The sequence below is a fragment of the Rhizobium sp. BR 314 genome, assembly GCF_047445805.1.
Classification (GTDB): domain Bacteria; phylum Pseudomonadota; class Alphaproteobacteria; order Rhizobiales; family Rhizobiaceae; genus Rhizobium; species Rhizobium lusitanum_B.
This window is the reverse complement of the sequence record NZ_JARWLA010000040.1, coordinates 29,895-47,103: the sequence shown is the minus strand read 5'-3', so window position 1 is coordinate 47,103 and position 17,209 is coordinate 29,895. Positions and strand designations below refer to the sequence as shown.

Sequence of the window (17,209 nt, the reverse complement as noted above, 5' to 3'; positions counted from 1 at the left end):
TGATCAGCATATTCGTACGGTAGCGGTTTTCGGACCGCACGAGACAACCAAGCAGAGAAGGACAGTCAGCCTATGCTCGACGATACCAAAGCCGTCCGATACCTAGTGGCAACGGATGTAGGAGGCACATGCACGGATACCATCGTGTTCGGCAGCGATGGCGTCATTCATATCGGAAAGGCGCTATCGACCCCGCCTGATTTTGCGGATGGCGTGATGAACTCCATCGCAACCGCAGCCAAGCCCATGGGCCTGACGCTCGAACAACTTCTCGCGCAAACGCATCTTTTCATTCATGGCTCGACCGTTGTCGACAACGCGGTACTGACGCGAGACGGTTCGAAAACCGGCCTGCTCATCACCGAGGGTTTCGAGGACACGCTGCATGTCACTCGCGGCGCTTACGGCCGCTGGGCAGGCCTGACGGAAGAGAAGATAAAGCACCCGGTCAAGACCGAACGCGCCGATCCTCTGGTCTCGCGCGATGCGGTGGTAGGCATCCGGGAGCGTGTCGACAGCAGTGGCGACGTCGTGCTGCCTCTGGACGAAGCCGCCGTCGAGGCCGGCATCCGCAGCCTCGTCCAAGAAAAGGGCGTCGAGGCGATTGCAGTTGCTTTGCTGTGGTCCTTCCTTCATCCAGAGCACGAGACTCGCATCCGGGAGATCGCCGAGCGCGTAGCGCCAGGCACCTATGTGACCTTGTCCTCGGACATCGCGCCGGTTCCAGGCGAATACGAACGCTCGTCCACGGCCGTGATCAACGCTTATTCCGGCAAGATCGCCCATGCCTATCTGACGGATCTGCAGACCTTGTTGGGTAGCAAGGGCTACAACGGCCAAATCATGGTGATGCAGGGCTATGGCGGTCTACTCCCCGCCAGCGAGGCAGCCAATCGCGCCGTTGGGCTTGTTGAATCCGGCCCGGCCGCCGGCGTGATCGGCGCCCGCTTCCTGGGCGACCTGATGGGCGACGGCGACGTGATCGCCGCCGACATGGGTGGCACCACCTTCAAGGTCGGCGTCATCCAGAACGGTCAGCTGGAATATGCTCGCGAGCCAATGGTGGATCGCTTCCACTATGTGGCGCCGAAGATCGAGGTGGTTTCGATCGGCGCAGGCGGCGGCTCGATCATCTCGGTCGACCCGGCAACCCGGCTGCCGATGGTCGGTCCCCAAAGTGCCGGCTCACGCCCTGGCCCAATTTGCTATGGACTAGGCGGTGAGGAGCCAACGCTGACCGATGTCATGCTGCTGATCGGTTACATGGACCCTGGCCAGTTTTTAAGCGGCTCGATCACCTTGGACGGGGAAAAGGCCGAGCGGTTGTTCCGTCAAAAGGTCGCCGATCCATTGCGCATGTCGATTGATGAGGCTGCCATCGGCATCTACCGCATCGCCAGCGCACAGATCACCGACCTGATCCGCGAGATAACCGTGGAGCGGGGTCTCGATCCGCGTGACTTTGTACTACATTCCTTTGGCGGCACCTGCGGTATGCTGGCGGCAGCCTTCGGCGAAGAGCTTTCGGTCCGCAAGGTGGTGATCCCCTATACCGCTTCCGTCAACTGCGCCTTCGGGCTGGTGTCGGCAGACATCGCTCATGAATATACGGTGACGCAGACACTCGCCGGAAATGCCACGGCGGCCGAGATCAACACGATCTTCGCTCCGATGGAGGAACGGGCCTTCGCACAGCTCACTTCGGAAGGGGTACGGAAGGACCGCGTACAGCTCGATTGGGCGGTCGACCTGCGCTACAGCCGCCAGGTCCATCAGGTGACGACTCCGGTTTCAGCGCAAACGCCTCTGGATGACGCCGGCGTTGCCCGTCTGATTAATGACTTCGAGGCGCTTTACGAGCGCAAGTTCGGAAAGGGTTCGGCCTTCCGCGAAGCTGGGATCGAGATGACCCAGTTCCGGCTGACAGCACGCGGGCTGATGCCGCGCCCGACCTTGCCACGAGAGGAGGAAGGCCCCGCCGATCCTTCTAAGGCATTGATGGGCGAACGACGTATCTTCGACGCCACCTCGGGCCGGATGACCACCGGTCGGATTTATCGGTTCACCGAACTTAAGCCCGGCAACGAGCTTTTCGGTCCTGCCGTCATCCACACGCCAATCACCACCATTGCGCTGCACAAGGGTCACAAGGCGCGAATGGATTGCTGGCGAAACATCGTGGTGACCTATGAAGCCTGACGCAATCGCAATTTACGCTGAACATAAGGGAGGGATCTCGATGGATCCGATGACTTTCTCGATCATTCGGCACCGGCTGTTCCGGATCATCGACGAGGCGGTGATCACGCTGAAACACGTGTCGGGCACCGCTATCACCAACGAGGGCCATGACCTCATGGTCTCGCTCTACCGTGCGGACGGCACGCTCCTGATGGGGGGCGTTGGCTTCCTGCACCATCTGACTAGCGCCGCCGAGGCCTGCAAGGCGGTCATCCGCCGCTTCAAAGCAGACATCCATGAGGGCGACGTCTTCCTGCTGAACGACCCCTATACGGCGGCGTTGCATACCTCGGACGTCTACCTGGTCTCTCCCATCCACCACGCGGGCAAGCTGGTGGCCTGGTCGGCCTGCTTTGTCCATGTCAGCGACATCGGGGCAATGAACCCGGGCGGCTTCAGTCCGGACTCACGCGATATCTATACCGAAGGTTTCTCCAGCCCCGGCATCCGGCTGGTCAGCCGCGGCGAGATACAGCAGGACGTGCTGGACACAATCCTGAATATGGTCCGCTCTCCCGAAATGGTATCGCTCGACCTGCGTTCGATGATTGCCTGCAACAACGTCGCCCGCGAAAGGATGGGGGCGTTGATCGCCAAGTATGGTGCAGATCTGGTCGACGAGGCCGGTGCCGAATTGATCGAGCAGTCCGAGCGCCAGTTTCGCGCCCGCCTTACCGAATTGCCCGATGGCAGCTGGCAGTCGCGCCAATACATCGACGTCAATGGCGAAACGGCCTGCGTCCGGCTGACCATGACCAAGACGGGCGACGAGTTGCTATTCGATTTCTCCGGCTCCGACCCGCAAAGCCGCAACGCGATCAATTGCACGAAATGGGCTTCCCTTGGTGGCCTCTTCGCGCCGCTCTTTCCGCTGCTGTGCCATGATATAACGTGGAACGAGGGTGCGATCCGCCCGGTCAAGATGATCGCGCCCGAGGGCACGATCGTGAACTGCATCCGGCCTGCGCCTGTTTCCGTTGCCACGGTCGGGGCGATACAATCGGTCAACAATGCCGCCTGCGCCACCATCGGGAAGATGCTGTCGGCCTCTGAAAAATATCGTAGCGAGGCCAGCGCCATCTGGCATGCCAATCACTTTGCAATCTTCATGTTCGGCCGTAACCGCAAGGGCCAGTATGCCATCGACATCCTGACCGAAACTTTCGCCGGCTCAGGCGGCGCACGCAGCTTCGCCGATGGTGTGGATATCGGCGGCGAGATGCCGAACCCGATCTCACGCATGGCCAATGTCGAAACGACGGAAGGCTCCTTCCCGATCCTCTATCTGTTTCGCCGGCGCGCAAAAGACAGCGGCGGTCCGGGCGAATATCGCGGCGGGACCGGAGGCGAGATGGCGTTCGTTCCGCATCGTTCGCTCGACGGTGGCATGGGCTTCGTCATTTCCGGCAAGGGAGCGAGGCATCCGATGTCGGACGGTCTTGCCGGCGGCTATCCGGGGGTACCCAACCGCTACATTCGCATTGGCAAAGCTGAGCCCGGCGCGGCGGCGCATCTGACCGCGCGCAGTCTGGAAGAAATGGCAGGCGAGCGGCAGCCAATCTCCTGGGGCTTATCCCAGCTGAATGAAGGCGAAGCGATGTATCTGCGCTGGAATGGCGGCGGCGGCTATGGCGATCCGTTGCGACGCGACCCGTCCCTGGTCCATCGGGATGTCGAGACCGGCCAAATCAGCGACGAAGCTGCTCGCGACATCTACGGCGTGGTCAGTGCCGCTTCCGGTGTCGATTTGGTCGCCACCACGGCGCGGCGCTCGGAGCTCCGCAAAATCCGGTTGAGCAGTGGAGTTGCAAAATGAGCAGGAAATACAATAGTTTCATTCTGCCTACAGTGGCGATCGAGGCGTCGGGCGGGATCGGACAGGCATATTGCGTGGCATGTGACACTCCGCTCGGAGCGGCAGGCGCGCATTGGAAAACAGGCACTATCGTTGCCGAGGTGGCCTTAGCCGACATTCCTGGCGGTGGCTATGATACAGCGCTTCCTGGCGTGTTCCTCAGACATTTCTGCTGTCCAAACTGCGCCGAGCTGCTGGATACGGAAACAAGCGAGCGCGGCGAACAGATGCTGGTGGACGCGCTGGTCCTATCGTGAGCCATTCGGGGAAAACTCAGGCAGTCCCTTCGGCTTCAGCTGGACTAAGGCAAACCGCTCACGGCGCCCTCACGATTGCAAAGCTCGCTGCCTGGATATTCCCGGAAACGCAGTTCTTCAACACTCAGAGCTGCCTTTGTAGCAACCCCGTTAAATCAAATGCGCCGATCTGCCCTTCAGTGGACCTCACGAAAAGAGAAAACCACACACTACAGGCGTTCTCGGATGCTTTGGGTTTCTGATCTAATACCAAGGAGATAACATATGCACAGTGTCGGCATTCGTCAGGAGATCATAGATCGCGTCATAAAACGCCGCGGCAAGCTGCATGTATTCCAACATATGGTGCCATCGGAAACCGCGGTCGTCGTGATCGATATGCAGGGTACCTTCTGCGACGAAGGTGCACCCGCCGAAGTGCCGCTATCGCGCGGCATCATAGAGCCGATCAATCGCTTGAACGCCGGAATGCGCAAACTTGGAGGCGAGGTAATCTGGGTCACCCACGCCATCCGCAAATGGAACGGCGGCAGCGAATGGTCGAATTTCATCGACCATTTCGTTGCCGATCAAATCCAGATTCGTACGCTTGAATCCATGGCACCCGATGCTCCCGGCCAGCGCGTTGCGCAAGGGCTGATTGTCGAACCAGCAGACATACAGATGATCAAGAACCGCTATTCGGCTTTCACCCCCGGTAGCTCGCACCTGGAGCGAGTGCTGCGCAGCATCGGTATCCGCAACTTGCTGATCGTCGGCACGAAAACCAATATTTGCTGCGAGTCGACTGCTCGCGATGCGATGATGCTGGATTTCCGACCGGTGATTATTTCCGACGGCACCGCAGCGCTGTCGGATCGAGAACATCAGTCAGCACTGGAAAACATGATCCAGCAATTCGGCGACGTGTACAGCGTTGACGAGGTTTTGGCGCTGATTGAGGCGTCGAAGAGCGTCGCCTGAGGCTTGCCGTCCTCAAGTACGTGATCTTGGCACCGAAATTCCGAACTCGCTCCGTTTGGAGAGGCGCCAAGGTCGGATTCATTCACAGCGCCCAGCGCAATGACCGCCTGCGGTCCTGTCCCGGGCAACGCAGTTGTTGAAGCTGTTGGCACACGCCCCCATCCAATAAGCGTCGTATAATTTATATTAACTCAGATATACCCCTTCAAAATAAACATAATATTTGTATTTTGCGATGCGTACTACATATATTCAATACAGAAACATCATTTCCTTATTGACATGAAAACACAGGTGCAACACAATCTGATCAACAGACGGAGGCCGTTCCTTGACCATCCACCATCTCGCCGCAAGTCCAGAAACAATCCGCCGCGGCACGCTCGATGGCCGCTTCCCGCCCGTACTCACCGTTAGATCGGGAGATACGGTGAAGATCCAAACCCTCTCCGGTCATGAGATTATCAATCCGCCAGCTGAGCTGGGGTACCAAATTCCGCCGGCAGTGAGGTCAGTGCTTGGCGCCGTCGCACCTGGATTGGGACCGCATATGATCAGTGGCCCCGTTGCCATCGAGGGCGCCGAGCCGGGTGACATGTTGGAGATCCGCATCGATAGAATCGAACCCAGCATGGACTGGGGATTCTGTCTATTCAGTCCACTGGGCGGCACGTTGCCTGGAAAGTTTCAGTCTGGTGACCTTCGCTTCATTCCGATCGACATCGAAAAGCGAACCTGCGCATTGCCATGGGGACCGGAACTGCCGCTCTCCCCGTTCTTCGGAATAATGGCAACCGGCCCCCGTACAAACTACGGCGTATTGTCGACAAAAGAGCCGCGAGACTTTGGCGGTAACATGGACAACCGAGAACTGGTCGAGGGAAGCACGTTATTTCTGCCGGTCTGGGTTCCAGGGGCAAATTTTATGGTCGGCGACGGGCACGGCATACAGGGCGACGGCGAGGTTTGCGGAACAGCGCTGGAGACGTCTCTCGACGGTACCTTTACCTTCATCCTGCACAAGGGCGGTGGCATCGATGCTCCAAAACTGAAATTCCCGCGCGCCGAAACACCGACGCATTATCTGACAATGGGTATGCAGGAAGATCTCGACGCTGCAATGCGAGATGCATTGGACGATATGATCGACTTCATTTGCGAACGAACTGGCTGGGCACCCGCCGAGGCCTATATGAGTTGCTCCTTCGCCGTTGATTTCCGCGTGACCCAGACCGTCAACGGCCAAAAGGGTGTGCACGGCATGCTTCGCAAAGGGCTGCTTTTCTAACCCGAACGACGCGCTGGAAGCCTGTGCCTCCGCGCCATGAAATAGTTCTTCTCGCTACCCGATTTTTTTGCGATGGAGGAGGCTCAAGCGCCTCCTGCACGTTCAATCTGCCTCGACCTCATAAGACGTAGTCGCGTTGAATCTTCAGTGAATACGGTGTGCTCATTAACAAGGAGGAGGAAAGTCATGACCATTCATTTCGGAATACCCAAACTGGCGCAGGGGATTGCCGGCGCGCTAAGCATTGCTGTGCTGGTTGCCGTACCAGCTCGAGCGGAGGATATCCCCACGCCCGCCAAAGATGAGAGCCTGCATGCTCAATTGCCTCAGGCTGTCAGGGATCGTGGCGTACTCAGGGTGGTTTCGACCTTTGGTTATGCGCCGCAGCAGTTCTATGGTGATGACGGAAAGACGCCGCAAGGCCTCTCGGTCGATCTCGGCAACGCGCTTGGCGCCGTCGTTGGCGAACGGGTTGAATTCACCAACACCGCTTTCGACTCGATTATTCCAGGCCTGGAAGCCGGGCGCTTCGACATGGCCATTGCAGCGATGAGCGTTACTTTCGAGCGTGGCGCCAAGGTCAACTTCATCGTCTACGAGAACACGGGCGCCCAGCTTCTCGTGCGGGCCGGAAACCCAAAAAACATCAATAGCCTTACCGATATCTGCGGGATCAACATGATCGAGCTGAAAGGCTCACTCTACAATCAGGTGATCGAGCATGTATCGGACAGATGTGTCAAACAGGGTAAGAATGCCATCCACATCGACACGATCGATAATTCCGATTCTGTCTTCCAGGCAGTGACGACCGGCCGCGCCGACGCAACCTATGCCGACTCCTCGCCGCTCGTCTATATGGCGAAATTGTCCGAAGGGCGGCTCCAGGTAACGGGCCCACAATATCCCGACATACCGTACGGCATTGCTATTGCCGGTGAGAACACCGGTTTTGCAAAGGTAATGGGCGCAGCCCTGGACAAGCTTATCAAAGACGGGACCTACAAGGCGATCCTCGCCAAGTGGGGACTGGGTTTCCGCGCGGCTGATGCAGCAGCTGTGACGCCTGTAGGCTCACCTGCCTCAGCCTATCCGCCGCCACCTTCCGCTGTTGATATCGCTTTCGGCAAGTAATCGCGCACGTGGACGACGCATTTTGGTGCCTTCCCGGCGCTCGGAATGCGTCTCCATCTCGGGATTTTTGCAATTTTTGAGCGGCTTGCTCCAACAGTTTCAGATAGTCTTCTCGATATTGTTGTAGTTCTGTTGGTCGCCGAATTATCTCGACAAACCTGCGAGCGGGCCAACTTGCAGCTGGATAGTTGATCAAGGGATCATCCTCATTATTTCAATGATTTGCAGCGTCATGCAGTGCAAGCACTGTATAGCCACGCTCGTGGTTCTGTTCGAAAGCAACACGCCGAGAAGCCCTGAGATAGTATCGTCCTTTGCAACGATGCCGACCGCCGCGGTCATTTGCCTGATTTCTCCATATGATCACCCAATCACGCTACTACTGCGAAACTCTGTCTCGTCCTCCTTGGCAATAGCCAAGCCGGCAAGGACATCTTCCTCGGCAGCACCCACGAGAGCAGCGAACCTCCGCGCTTTCGACGCGATCTGATCGGCTGCGGTGCACAACTTTTCGACGACGGCTTCGAGCGGGTTCTGGGCAAAGCTCATCACTACGGAAGTCTGACACCGCGCAGCAGCCACTCCTGCAGGTATGAGCGTGGGCATTGCGCGCAACGTGAAAGCTGCAACCTAGCCTGCGGTGGAAAGCGCCTCAGAAACCGCCCAGATGCCTTCCTGCGGATCGCAAATAGTGAGCTCACCCAGACCGTGCCGCGTAAGCTCCCGCAGAAACTCCATCTGGAGCTGCGACGTCGATACCGAGAACTGTTGGTTGCCTGCGGTTGCGGGTGGAACAATAAGCTCTCTCCGGAAACACATGCGCAGTGGTTCGCTAGCTGAAATGTCCCCGAATTGTCCGCGATACCGAAGTCCGTGGAACATGTACGAAAAACCCGACAACCGTCATAACAAAACGCATACCCGAAGGTATGCGTGATGCTGAATGGATCCAGTTCGGCGCCGTTACCGCAACTGGCGGGCGGTCAAGTTGCCCTAAGCCTGCAGCAATCGGTCCAGTCCAAGCTCAAGTTGCTTGGCTGTTGTTGCGAGCGATAGGCGCACATAACCTTCCCCATTGGTTCCAAACGCGGTGCCTGGCGTAACCACCACATTGCACTGTTCAAGCAGACGCAAGGCGAAAGCCTCGGATGTCTGACCGAAATCAGACACATCCAGCCAGACGTAGAAACCTCCGTCGGGTGTCATCGCCGAATATCGTGACCCGGCGATACGCTTAAGCACAAGATCGCGATTGCAGCGGTAGCCGTCCCGCCAGGATGTTAGGTAATCCTGAGATCCTTCGAGCGCTGCGAGCGCACCGTATTGAGAAGGCGTATTCACGCACATGACGCTGGGTTGCAGAAGCCCCAGCATCGGGTTCACGACTTGCTTTGGCAGCGCCGCATAACCGACGCGCCAGCCGGTCATCGCGTAGACCTTGGAGAAACTGAACACGGAGATCACGCGTTCGGGACTGGCCTCGAGCGATCCGATGCTGACATGTCGACCGGAAAAGTCGATTTGGTCGTAGCATTCATCCGAGATGATCCAAAGATCGTGCTTTTCGGCAAACGCAAAGAGTTCCTCGGCCTGCTTGCGATCCATCACGGTACCGAGCGGGTTGGAAGGCGAGTTCAGCATCAGCGCCCGCGTGGAGGAGTCGACCAATGCCTCAAGCTGATCCATGTCGGGCTGGTAGCGGTTGTCAATTTTGAGATCGTAATAGCGCGGGTTTGCACCGAATGCCTTCGCCATCATGGTGAAGTTGGACCAGCCCGGGTTCGGCAACAGAACAGAATCGCCGGTGCCAAGCACGGTACCCAAAACTGCGAAAAGGGCGTTTGCTCCACCGTTCGAGACCAACACCTCGGACGTCTGGCAGTTTATGCCGTTGACCGTGCGGATCTTTGCAGCCGCCGCCTCCCGCAATTCCGGCAGACCGGGTGTTGGGGAATATTTCGTCTTGCCGTCCCGTGCTGCCTTAGCTGCAGCGGCTATGACATGATCGGGCGTATCGAAGCCCGGCTCCCCGACCTCCAGATGGACCACATCGGTCCGCCCCCAGGTCATTTCCATCATCTTTCGCACGCCCGATTGTGGACGCGTTCGAGCCACCAACGGTAATTCCATTTCCGTTCCTCCCATATACTTTGATGAACTGCTCGGCTTTTTCAGATGCCCGCGTCGTCCGCCCACTTCGTTCTGCTTTGGGTCTCGACAGTGAGCCCAATCAGCAACGAGAGCATTTTGATGAAGAGCTCGTGGTACTCCCGGGGCAACGGCTCCAGCACCTGGGCTTGCAAGGCCGAGGTTTGCGCGATCACAAGATCCACCAGCTCCGCCCCTTCCCTCGTCAGATAGAGCGCCATTGCACGGCCATCGTCTTTGGCTAGCCTTTTTTCCAACAGGCCGCGCTTCATCAACCGAGGCACCATTTCGGAGAGAGTCCCTCGGTCCATGCCGGTCAACGACGTCAAGTCACTGATGCTTCCACCTTCGCAGCGTCTGACACCATAGAGGACCGCAGCCTGACGCGGAGTGATACCGACATTCTGCATGGCCTGGTCGAACAGCCGATCCGCACGCGTGTGGGCGCGCCGCAACAGGTAGTTGACATTCCTTGTCAGCTCAAAGGACTGCTCCCCGGTGCCATCATCGACGGGCATGTTTATCTTATCCTCGGCCATAATGCTCCTTGTAACTCTTTTGATACGTGGCCAAGGCTGGACGTGCTAGCTTGCGCGGGCATCGCTCGTACCCCGCACACTTTGCAGGAACTTTCTCGTTCGCTCATTTCTGGGATTCCCCAACACCTCGGCCGGCGGCCCACTCTCGACGACGCATCCGCCATCCATGAAAACGACAATGTCTGCAATGTCTCGGGCAAATGCAATCTCGTGGGTGACGATAACCATGGTCATGCCGCTGTGCGCGAGCTTGCGCATGACGTCAAGCACTTCGCCCACAAGTTCAGGATCCAGCGCCGAGGTTGGCTCATCGAAAAGAATAAGTTTGGGGCGCATAGCGAGTGCCCGCGCAATCGCGACGCGCTGTTGTTGCCCTCCCGACAGCTCTGCGGGAAATGCATTTGCCTTATGCGCCAAGCCTACCTTCTTCAGGAGATCCATCGCATGATCTCGCGCGGCGGCCTTGCTTTCCTTCAATACCCCGACCGGCCCCTCAATAATGTTCTCAAGCGCGGTCATATGTTGAAACAGGTTGAAACGTTGAAAGACCATGCCGATATTGCGTCGTTGCCGGCAAACCTCCGTCTCGTTCAACGCGCATAGCCGACCCTGCTTGCCGATGCGATAACCGACATGCTCTCCATCGACCGCGAGCAGGCCCCGATCGATATTCTCCAGCATGTTGATGCAGCGCAAAAAGGTGGTCTTGCCCGAACCAGACGGCCCAATCAGACAGACCGCTTGGCCTGGCATGACGTCTAGATCGATACCGTGCAGGACCTTAAGCGCTCCAAACGATTTCTCAACCCCACGAGCGATCACCATCGGGGTAAGGTCCATTATAGTGGCTGCGGATTCCGTTATTACGTTCACAGACCATTCTCCTTAGAGGCACGTCCGCTTTTCAACAGCAACCAGATTAGACGCGGCAATCGAAGGCCGTTCGCGTCTTTTGTGCCGCGGGCGTAATGTCGTTCAAGTTGAATTTGCAGGATTGTTAACGCGGTGGTGCAGACCAGATACCAAAAGCAGGCGACAGCCAGGAGCGGTATCTGTTGGAAATTGCGAGCATAGATCAATTGGACGGATGTCAGCAGATCGGGCAAACCGATTATAAGCACGACTGACGTAGTCTTGAGCATCGAGATCGTCGCATTGCCGGTGGGCGGTATGATAAATCGCATTGCCTGCGGGATGATGATCCGGCGCATCAGTCGGCCGCGGGACATTCCCACGGACTGCGCGGCCTCAGTCTGCCCGCCATCGACCGACAGGATGCCAGCGCGATAGATCTCAGCCATGTATGCGCCCTCGTTCAATCCAAGGCCAAGTATGGCTGCCCCAAACTGGTCGATCAGACTGTTGGTATCAACTGCAAACAAAGTTGGTCCAAAGGGTACCGACAGGCTGATCATCGGGAATAGTGAAGCGAGGAAATACCAGAACAGTAGCTGCACCAGTAGCGGCGTACCACGGAGGAACCAGACCGTAGCGCCACTCACCCATTGCAACACCGGGTTTTGTGAGAGCCGCATGGATCCAAGCACGCCGCCGGTCACGATCGCCAGCGCCATAGAGGCCACTGTGAGTTGGATTGTTAGCCATAGCCCGTTCATAACAGCCGGATGAAATAGATAGGCGTATGTCACGTCCCAGCGCATGTTTCTGCTGGTCGCCAAGAGATAAAGATATCCCCCGCCCAGAAACACGACGAGGGCGGCGGACACCCAGCGTCCGATGTGTCGAACGGGAACAACGCTTTCCGATCCGTCGAGACGAGGTAGAGAGGCGGCCAATGTGGCTGTGTCCGATCCATGCATCAAATGCACTCTCCCTTTGCTGGCTGCCTGCACAACTACCTCCAAGATCTGACGACAGCGCTCCGCAAAACAGCAAAGCCGAATGACGAAGCGAAGTTCACGCCCAACTTGACCGACCAATTCCTGTAGGGTCGCATGACACTCGCTAGTTCGGCCTAGATCGTTATGATTAGTACATTGCATTTTCACAAAGTCAACGAATATTCCTCTTTGAAACATTCATTGCAAACACCCCGGCATGGCAGGTTGCCAGAACAACGTCGTGCGAAGGGATTTTTCATCTAATGAGCAATAATCGCGAGAGATTCAGCTAAATTGTGGTCAAAGCCTACCCCCTGGATCTGAGGAGCAGAAAACGCATGACCGTTGATCGCGACTACCAATGATTAGGAATGCTATTCGTCCAATCGAGATATTTACGCAGTATACTTTGCAAGGCGTAGAATCCCGCTTAGAAAGACAGCCCGTCCGAGAACACCCAAATGACGGTGGCCCCCTGCTCGGAAACACACTTCCAGGAATGCGGCGATTCCGACTTCAGTTGAATATAGTCATTGGCGGATAGAAGATATTCACGCCCATTGACATTGTAGCGAACACGGCCCGCTATGACATAACAAAGCTCTTCGCCAACATGGCGCATGGGCTTGCTTCCGGACCTTGCGCCTGGCTCGAGAATGCCGACACGTGCTTCAAGCACACCCGCGGGGAAAGCTCCATTTAAGTCCTGAAGGACGACACGCATTTCCCCATAGGCAATCGTTTGGCGATCCGAAGCCCGCACTACCACCTCAACCTGTTCCGGATCGCGATAGCGCCCTATAAGAAACCCCAGGTTCTCGTTCAAAGACTGCGCAAGATTAATGGCATTGACGAGGCTCGGATTTAACCGACCATTCTCGATCTTGCTGATCGTGCTTGCAGGAACGCCAGACAGTTCCGCGAGCCCGGCAATGGTCAATCCATGACGGTTGCGCATAGTCCGCAGTCGCCGCCCAACTTTCATCATCTCATCGTCTGACACATCATCGCTGAACGGAGCGCTTTCGGGGCCCTTGCCCGCCATTCCCTTTTTCGGCGTCAACGTCATCACTCAAGCCCCTTGTCCGACACAAGGAGCACTACCACCGCACTCTCCCCAGCTCTTTCAAGCCGAAGAGGTAGCTCCTCACGCAAGTGGATGGCGTCGTGGGCGTCCAGCCGCACCACCCGTCCGCTTTGGAAACGGGCAGTGACCTGCCCTTGCAAGACATACATAAACGATGGTGGCAATATATCAGTGAGTTCGAAATCGCGCTCGGTTCCAAGCGCGATGACCAGGGACTGAAGACGACGCTCGCTCAAATCTTCCGTAAGGTCGGTCAACCCGTGCGCAGTCGCAGCGGCTGTTCCAGTCACGACGTCGATGGATGTCTTCACTGCACAAGCAGCCGTGACCAGATCCGTCAACTCTTGACCGAGTGCCTCGCAGAGGTTGACAGCCGTCTGCAAGTTCGGGCTGCTTGTGGTGCCGCTCTCAATTTTCTGTATCCCGGCTACACTAACACCACTCTCGGCCGCCATTCGTTGGAGCGACCAGCCGCGATCGATCCGCAACCGCCGCAGCTCACGACCGAAAGCCGCCATCTGTTCTTGACCAAACGTGGTCGCTTGCGAAGACCCGTCGCCCTGATCGGACCTAGATTGGTTCAATTTACTACCTTACCAAATTCGTCCACTGCCTTAGTTTCTCTACCTGAGGCACTAAAACTAGACAAGGTCGGTCTTCATTCCGATGGCTGACGTCACAACCTGTGAAAGAATTTTCACCACGAACAATTCCTGGGATGCAGATGGATAATCGCCGTTGGGCTCCACGCGATCTACATGTCATCGTTTGTGCTCGGTGGCGGTCATGCCGAAGGCCGCCCTGCGCATTGGATCAAGATGCTCGTCGCATGATGTCAATGAACCTCCAAGACCAAAGCGGCTCATGCGGACCGGCGCCGAAACGAACTAGGGGCATCACCACATCTTACGGTGAGCGTGCCCCGTTTTCCTTTCAGCGCCGGCTTGTTTCAATTCAAGTTATGCGCCCACAGGGAGCCATGCAGCTCGCAAGCGGGATGGCTTCTAGTTCGATGATGGCAGGACCTGGTTCTGCAAACGACCGATACCTTCGATCTCGACGGCGATGGTATCTCCCGCATTCAGCAATCGAGCCTTGCCTGCATACATATGCTCGAAGACTTTATGCATCTCGTTCCAGCCGACTTTGATCCCGTGCGCCATGCCTGCGCCGGCACCCGTACCACATGCAATCACATCCCCGGGATTGAGGGTCGTAACAGAGCTTGCAGTCTCGACCAGGCGTGGAATATCGAAGATGATATCCTTCGTCGAGAAGCTCTGCACCACATCACCATTGTGGGTGCATTTGATGTTGATGTCCGATGTGTCAGGCATGAATTTACGGGGCAGAATATACGGGCCGATCGGACCGAACGTATCGTTCCCTTTGTTTGAGAACCAATCATAGTCGAACGTCTCGTTCGAACGCCGCATGCGATCACGTGCTGACACATCGTTGTAGCAGGTATAGCCCGCGATGTAGTTGTAAGCATCCTTGCGATCGACGCGCTTTGCCTTCCGGCCGATCACGACGGCGAGTTCGGCCTCCCAGTCGACATAGCCCGAACGAGGCGTCAGACGGATGTTGTCTCCATGACCGATAAGGGTGTCCTTACGTCCCTTGTAGAAGAAGTATGGCTCCTGTGTTGTTGTGTCGGGCGGTGCAGCGCCCATCTCCTTGGAGTGATCATAGAAATTGGAACCGGCATTCAGAACCTTGTCCGGATAGTGAATCGGCGGCAAGAATGAAACTTCATTTTCGGCATAGGCGTAAGCTCGGCTATCAGTGCCGGGCTCGACCAAAAAGGACGCAACCTCGTCAAGAACCGCGTCAAACAAGTCCCATTCCTCCAAGAGGTCGAGCATGGTGTAATTGTGACGGGCCTTGAAGAAATCATGACGACCCTTGGCCGCCTTGAATGCCTCATAACCAAGGGCGAGTTCATACAGCGTGCCGTTGACCTCGATTGCCAGAAACTCCCTCGACCTATGCGATACGGTCGCAAGACGATAAATTAAACTCATGGATACCTCCCTTTCAATGAGTATTGGATTCTGATGGATGTTTGCGCCACGCGCCTCCGCCGACGGGCGCTATACGGCCCAAATCGGCGGCACCAGACCTCGATCTTCGAGTGTGCGGCGGAAGCGGATGCTTGATTCGACAATATCGAAGGGCATCGCTGCCGATTTACCGACCGCGCGCATGTCCTCCTGCGCGATCGAGGCAACGATGAAGAATGGTCCCTTCCCGGAGGCAGCCCGCGCCATCACCCGGTCAAGTTCGACGGGATCTTCCGCTTGATGCGCCTCGGCGATGCCAGACCCCTTGGCAATGGCGACGAGATCGGTTCCCGTCGATGTCGCGGAGGCGATCGAACCGGTCGTGACATAGGCACGGTTGTCGATCACCAGAATGACGAGATTCTCAGGCCGGAAGCGGCCGACTGTGGTCAGTGTCGCCAGACCCGCCAGCATGGACCCATCGCCTTCGACCGCATAGATCCTCTCGCCCGGAAGCGATAGCGCAAGTCCAAGGCAGACCGCCGTCGGATAGCCCAATTCCATGTTGTAGATAGTCGCCGGTCGATGATCGATGGCGTAGAGCACTCTTCCGCCAAAACTGGGACCCGTCACCGCAGGACTGTCGCCTCGATGTTTGGCCAGGATTTCCAGAGCTTCAACTCGGTTCATGTCCGATCTTCCTCAAGTTCATGCATAGAGTGGCGTGGCAGCAGGATCGCCACGGGACGTCTGTCGCCTTGAACCGTCATCTGCGCCTCACGGACCAGCATCGGGATATCACTACCCCGCATGGCAACGACATAGGGAATGGTCAGCGCTTGCAGCAGCGGCTCGGTCACGCGTCGCGTCGCCGATCCGTAGTCATGCCTCTCACCAAGTGCACTGTTATGGCTGGCAAGGATGAGCATCGGCGTGCGCTGCACCACTGCCCTGGCGAGGGCCAATCCAGCCAGCCCCAGTCCTGAACCCTCGGTTAGAAGGATCGGCCAATGACCGCCCAGGTAGGCTCCCATGGCAATAGCAACAGCCTCATCCTCACGCGAACAATTGATCGAGATCACATCCGGATCAGCATCCAGTGCTCGGATCAGCGGATAGTTAATTGTATCAGGCAGGTGGACGGCAAAATCTATGCCGGCTTTGCGGATAGCCGCATAGGTTGCAGCAACGACTTGGTCATCGTGTCGATAGCCGGCCCGCACCGGCGCCGCCTCAGAGATTTGTGCCATAGATCCCCTCTTCTCTCCCGCAACCCATTCCCTTCGATATGCCGGCACGATGACTGCCTGCCGCGGATTTGTCAATTACGATTATCATTTATTCTGACTGAATTTATGATTAGTACATCGCTTATTGATGAATCAATCCCCGTCTAATAACTACATTTTTCTCATATTATGGCGTACACATCTAATTTGATTGGCCACTTCGGGGGGAGTGATCCTTCTGGGAGCATGACTTATGAGCCTCAGAAGGACATTGAATTGGCTGCGCAAAACTCAAAAGTGACGAGACTGGTACGCGGCTTCTTTCCCAATTCTGAGGCAAGAAGGCGTTTATGGGCAAAGGCAATTGCAGCGACGATCTCAATCAACACGTGAAGAGCCAAGTTGTCGGGCGAAGTCATCCGGTTGCAGATGTTTCGCAACAGCTGCCGTTACGACAGTGCGGTCCACGGCGCCAAGGCGCACAGGTCTACCCGCGGCCGCTGATTACGATCTTCGATCCGCCGCGGGCGCTTGACATTCAAGGAAGTGGATTGGGTGTTGAGAAATAATCCCACCAGCATTTGCGTCTACAAATGGTTAGGGTGCCTTTCGGCCTTGAGA

16 protein-coding genes are annotated in these 17,209 nt (G+C 56.9%); 6 read left to right on the top strand and 10 right to left on the bottom strand.

Going from position 1 to position 17,209, the window contains the following annotated elements; all coding sequences use genetic code 11:
* The first annotated feature begins 72 nt into the window (after positions 1-72).
* The 6 genes from QD461_RS31310 (at position 73) to QD461_RS31285 (ending at position 7,738) form a co-directional block, all read left to right on the top strand.
* Positions 73-2,199, top strand: a complete 2,127-nt coding sequence (locus tag QD461_RS31310) for a hydantoinase/oxoprolinase family protein (RefSeq protein WP_414091017.1) — start codon at positions 73-75, stop codon at positions 2,197-2,199.
* Positions 2,200-2,239: 40 nt separating this feature from the next.
* Positions 2,240-4,057 carry a hydantoinase B/oxoprolinase family protein gene (locus tag QD461_RS31305; RefSeq protein ID WP_414091016.1) on the top strand — a complete coding sequence of 606 codons (1,818 nt, stop codon included), beginning with the start codon at positions 2,240-2,242 and terminating at the stop codon, positions 4,055-4,057.
* Positions 4,054-4,353, top strand: coding sequence for a hypothetical protein (locus QD461_RS31300; protein WP_414091015.1), 300 nt, complete (start codon positions 4,054-4,056; stop codon positions 4,351-4,353). Before QD461_RS31305 ends, QD461_RS31300 begins: the two co-directional genes overlap by 4 nt.
* A gap of 264 nt (positions 4,354-4,617) precedes the next feature.
* The gene (locus tag QD461_RS31295; protein ID WP_414091014.1) at positions 4,618-5,316 is read left to right on the top strand and encodes an isochorismatase family protein; all 699 of its coding nucleotides are present in this window, start codon (positions 4,618-4,620) and stop codon (positions 5,314-5,316) included.
* A gap of 550 nt (positions 5,317-5,866) precedes the next feature.
* Complete coding sequence (locus QD461_RS31290) at positions 5,867-6,604, top strand: acetamidase/formamidase family protein (RefSeq protein ID WP_414091035.1); 738 nt, start codon at positions 5,867-5,869, stop codon at positions 6,602-6,604.
* A gap of 186 nt (positions 6,605-6,790) precedes the next feature.
* A complete protein-coding gene (locus QD461_RS31285; RefSeq protein ID WP_414091013.1) occupies positions 6,791-7,738 on the top strand; it encodes an ABC transporter substrate-binding protein in 948 nt (315 codons plus the stop codon).
* Positions 7,739-8,101: 363 nt separating this feature from the next.
* Here QD461_RS31285 and QD461_RS31280 read toward each other — a convergent pair whose 3' ends face one another.
* From QD461_RS31280 to QD461_RS31235, 10 genes are all read right to left on the bottom strand, one after another.
* Positions 8,102-8,287: a hypothetical protein gene (locus tag QD461_RS31280; RefSeq protein WP_414091012.1), complete on the bottom strand. Its 186-nt coding sequence runs from the start codon at positions 8,285-8,287 to the stop codon at positions 8,102-8,104.
* A 444-nt stretch (positions 8,288-8,731) separates the two neighbouring features.
* Positions 8,732-9,868, bottom strand: a complete 1,137-nt coding sequence (locus QD461_RS31275; protein ID WP_414091011.1) for a pyridoxal phosphate-dependent aminotransferase — start codon at positions 9,866-9,868, stop codon at positions 8,732-8,734.
* A 41-nt stretch (positions 9,869-9,909) separates the two neighbouring features.
* Complete coding sequence (locus QD461_RS31270) at positions 9,910-10,425, bottom strand: MarR family winged helix-turn-helix transcriptional regulator (RefSeq protein WP_414091010.1); 516 nt, start codon at positions 10,423-10,425, stop codon at positions 9,910-9,912.
* 45 nt (positions 10,426-10,470) lie between these two features.
* Positions 10,471-11,265, bottom strand: coding sequence for an amino acid ABC transporter ATP-binding protein (locus tag QD461_RS31265; RefSeq protein ID WP_414091034.1), 795 nt, complete (start codon positions 11,263-11,265; stop codon positions 10,471-10,473).
* Positions 11,266-11,294: 29 nt separating this feature from the next.
* Positions 11,295-12,278: an amino acid ABC transporter permease gene (locus QD461_RS31260; RefSeq protein WP_414091009.1), complete on the bottom strand. Its 984-nt coding sequence runs from the start codon at positions 12,276-12,278 to the stop codon at positions 11,295-11,297.
* Between the two features lie 418 nt (positions 12,279-12,696).
* On the bottom strand, positions 12,697-13,335 hold the full coding sequence (locus QD461_RS31255; protein WP_414091008.1) for a cupin domain-containing protein: 639 nt from the start codon (positions 13,333-13,335) through the stop codon (positions 12,697-12,699).
* Positions 13,335-13,871 (bottom strand): helix-turn-helix domain-containing protein, encoded by a 537-nt coding sequence (locus tag QD461_RS31250; protein ID WP_414091007.1) that lies wholly within the window; start codon positions 13,869-13,871, stop codon positions 13,335-13,337. The genes QD461_RS31255 and QD461_RS31250 overlap by 1 nt, the downstream gene beginning before the upstream one ends.
* A 486-nt stretch (positions 13,872-14,357) precedes the next feature.
* Complete coding sequence (locus QD461_RS31245; RefSeq protein ID WP_414091006.1) at positions 14,358-15,380, bottom strand: fumarylacetoacetate hydrolase family protein; 1,023 nt, start codon at positions 15,378-15,380, stop codon at positions 14,358-14,360.
* Between the two features lie 69 nt (positions 15,381-15,449).
* Positions 15,450-16,049 (bottom strand): thiamine pyrophosphate-dependent enzyme, encoded by a 600-nt coding sequence (locus tag QD461_RS31240; protein WP_414091005.1) that lies wholly within the window; start codon positions 16,047-16,049, stop codon positions 15,450-15,452.
* Entirely contained in the window at positions 16,046-16,609 is a 564-nt protein-coding gene (locus QD461_RS31235; RefSeq protein ID WP_414091004.1) for a thiamine pyrophosphate-binding protein, read from the bottom strand. The genes QD461_RS31240 and QD461_RS31235 overlap by 4 nt, the downstream gene beginning before the upstream one ends.
* Between the last annotated feature and the right edge of the window lie 600 nt (positions 16,610-17,209).